Origin of the sequence: Caulobacter sp. 17J65-9 (assembly GCF_010975005.1) — a bacterium.
Lineage (GTDB): Bacteria > Pseudomonadota > Alphaproteobacteria > Caulobacterales > Caulobacteraceae > 17J80-11.
This window is the reverse complement of sequence record NZ_JAAIVC010000276.1, coordinates 1-2,389: the sequence shown is the minus strand read 5'-3', so window position 1 is coordinate 2,389 and position 2,389 is coordinate 1. Positions and strand designations below refer to the sequence as shown.

At 70.6% G+C, this 2,389-nt stretch carries 3 protein-coding genes and 1 pseudogene; 2 read left to right on the top strand and 2 right to left on the bottom strand.

What is annotated here, in order from left to right:
• Window positions 1–874: pseudogene (locus G3573_RS21200) on the bottom strand (hypothetical protein); the annotation flags it as partial.
• Between the two features lie 162 nt (window positions 875–1,036).
• Between G3573_RS21200 and G3573_RS22085 the strand changes: the two are divergent.
• Window positions 1,037–1,204 (top strand): hypothetical protein, encoded by a 168-nt coding sequence (locus tag G3573_RS22085; protein ID WP_205598427.1) that lies wholly within the window; start codon window positions 1,037–1,039, stop codon window positions 1,202–1,204.
• A gap of 74 nt (window positions 1,205–1,278) precedes the next feature.
• A complete protein-coding gene (locus G3573_RS21190) occupies window positions 1,279–1,749 on the top strand; it encodes a helix-turn-helix domain-containing protein (protein WP_163263624.1) in 471 nt (156 codons plus the stop codon).
• A gap of 15 nt (window positions 1,750–1,764) precedes the next feature.
• Here G3573_RS21190 and G3573_RS21185 read toward each other — a convergent pair whose 3' ends face one another.
• The gene (locus G3573_RS21185; protein WP_163263623.1) at window positions 1,765–2,034 is read right to left on the bottom strand and encodes a hypothetical protein; all 270 of its coding nucleotides are present in this window, start codon (window positions 2,032–2,034) and stop codon (window positions 1,765–1,767) included.
• Between the last annotated feature and the right edge of the window lie 355 nt (window positions 2,035–2,389).

Genomic DNA, 2,389 nt, shown 5'->3' with positions numbered 1-2,389 from the left:
GGTTGAAGCCGCCCAGGTCCAGCCGCTGGCAGCCGTCGGCGTGGGCGTAGACGGCGTTGTCGCGCGCCCGCACCCGCGCGCCGGACTCGGCGTACATGCCGGCGCGACGGACGCCGAAGAAGTCGCTGACGAAACGGCGGTGATCCTGGTCGTACAGGCCCGCCACGGTGCGGGTCCGGCCGTCGTCGGTCATGGTCGTGCGCGCCGCGCAGCCCGTCGCCGGGTCGTAGGTCTCGTAGCGCGGCCCCTGGCCTTCGGGATTGCCGCCGACCGCCCAGCGCCGGCCGGTGTCGGCGTCGATGCCGCGCACGGTGGCGTCGTAATCGCCGCGAGCGGCGTCGATCTCGTAGGCGTCGCCGCTCTGGTCGTCGGCGGCGCACATGTAGGGCACGTTCGGCTGGGACAGGTCGCCGTCGACGGCGAAGGCCGAGGCGGTGCCGTCGTTGCGGCCGGTGACCTTCACGCCGCCGCCGTCGTTGTCGACCAGCACCTGGGTGCCGGTGGTCTGGTCGTAGGTCATGATCGCCGGGGCGCGGCGGCCGTTGTGCATGCCGCAGTAGCGCGAGCGGACCGGCTCGTCGTAGGGGCGGCGCACGTAGGGGTAGGGATCGCGCCCGTCGCCGTAGCGGCCGTCGGCGTAGCGGTCGTCGGACCGATCGTCGTAGCGGTCGTCCGCATACCGGTCGTCCCGACGGTCGTCGGCGCGGCGGTCGTCCGCGCGCCGGTCGTCGTAGCGGCGATCGGCGCCGCGGTCGTCGCGCGCGCGCGCGTCATAGGCGGGACGGCCTTCCGCCGCCGCCGCCAGGGCCGAAGACGCCTGCGCCGCGATCGCGAACGCCGTCAGCAGGCACACCGTGCCGACCCGAAGCTTCATCACCCGTCCCTCACCTAGCGAACGTCGCTCGTCGACCTGCGGTCCACGGCGAAGCATAGAACGAAACCTCGCCGGGCGCCAAAAGTTCATTAACCATACGCTGGCGCTTGCCTTGGGCCTGCGGTAACGATGTTACGCTCGCATGGAGGGGAGAACGGGATCATGAGAAAGCTGCTTCTGCTCGCGGCCCTCGCCGTCGCGGGCTGCACCCACACTTACGATCGCGACCCGCCGAACCCGCCGCCGGGTCCGCCGCCGCCGGCCGCCTGGGACGCGCCCCCGCCGCCGCCGCCGCCCCTGTCGGAGATCCCCGGGCCCGAAGCCCGCTGATCGGCCGCACCGGTTCCAGCTAGACATCGCCTGCGCGCGCCCCGAGACTGGCCCCGCCTTTGGGGGAGGGCGGGATGACGGTTGCGTCGCGCATCGACGTCGAGGACGTGTCGCCGGAGCTTCGCAAGAAGGCCATCCCGGCCTGCGAGATCCTGCTGCGCCTGATCCGCACCATCACGGCCACCCAGCGCGAAGACCTCACCGACCTCGAAACCAGCGTCATCTACATCGCCGTGGCCTGCGCCACCGTCAGCGGGGCCATGCGCGACCCGGCGGTGCTGGAATTGCTGGACGCCGGCCAGCCGATCCCCGACGAGGCGCGCCAGCCCGTCAGCCGCCGCGCCATCGCCGAGTCCACCGGACTGCCGCGCGAGACGGTGCGCCGCAAGATCGCCGTGCTGGTCGAAAAAGGTTTCCTGATCGAGGAAGGCGGCGGCGTGCGCACGCCCCCGGATCCGATCCTCCACCATCAGAACCTGAAGTTCGTGCGCGAGCTGGTGCACGAGCTGGAGCGCGCCCCGGCGCGCCTGGCGCGCTACGACTGACCGCTCAGGCGGTCCTTACGCACACAGGCGCAGGTCGTCGCGCACCTGGCGGACGTGTTCTTCGATGATGGCGCGGGCCGCCTGGGTGCGGCCGCTCAGCTCCGCCCCGGCGAAGGCCATCAGGCCGAAGCCGCGCACCTCGGTCTCCAGGGCCTCGGCGACGCGCTCGGCGCCGGCGGGGGTGTCGACCAGCACCTTCATCAGGGCGCGGGTCATCACCTCGAGAACCGTCACGTCGATCCACATGGCGTTCAAGTCGTTACGCAGCTTCTCGACAGATTCCATCGGGCGCGGTCCTTTTGGGGAGGAGGAACGGCGCGCCCTCTATCGTCATAAATCTGAAATACCTACGTTCAAGCGACCCATTCCGGGTCGCTTACCGTCACGCTTTCAAGAAGACTATTGGTCGTCTCGCGCCAATTTTGGCGACAATCTGACGAAATACGGCCAAAACTTGTTCAACAAGCGGCGACGCAGGCTGACGAATACAACACTCAGCCCCAGTTCGTCCAGCGAATACGGCTGAACTACGACCGGCCTGCGGCCGCCGCGGCTCCGGGGAAGGCGGGCAGCCGCCAGCCGAAGCGCAGCGCCCCGGCCCGGAGCGCGAAGCCCGCCAAGGCGCCGGCCGCGGCCGCCG

Coding starts and splice junctions, on each gene's coding strand:
- G3573_RS22085 (WP_205598427.1), top strand. CDS start 1,037: ATGAGAAAGCTGCTTCTGCTCGCGGCCCTCGCCGTCGCGGGCTGCACC.
- G3573_RS21190 (WP_163263624.1), top strand. CDS start 1,279: ATGACGGTTGCGTCGCGCATCGACGTCGAGGACGTGTCGCCGGAGCTT.
- G3573_RS21185 (WP_163263623.1), bottom strand. CDS start 2,034: ATGGAATCTGTCGAGAAGCTGCGTAACGACTTGAACGCCATGTGGATC.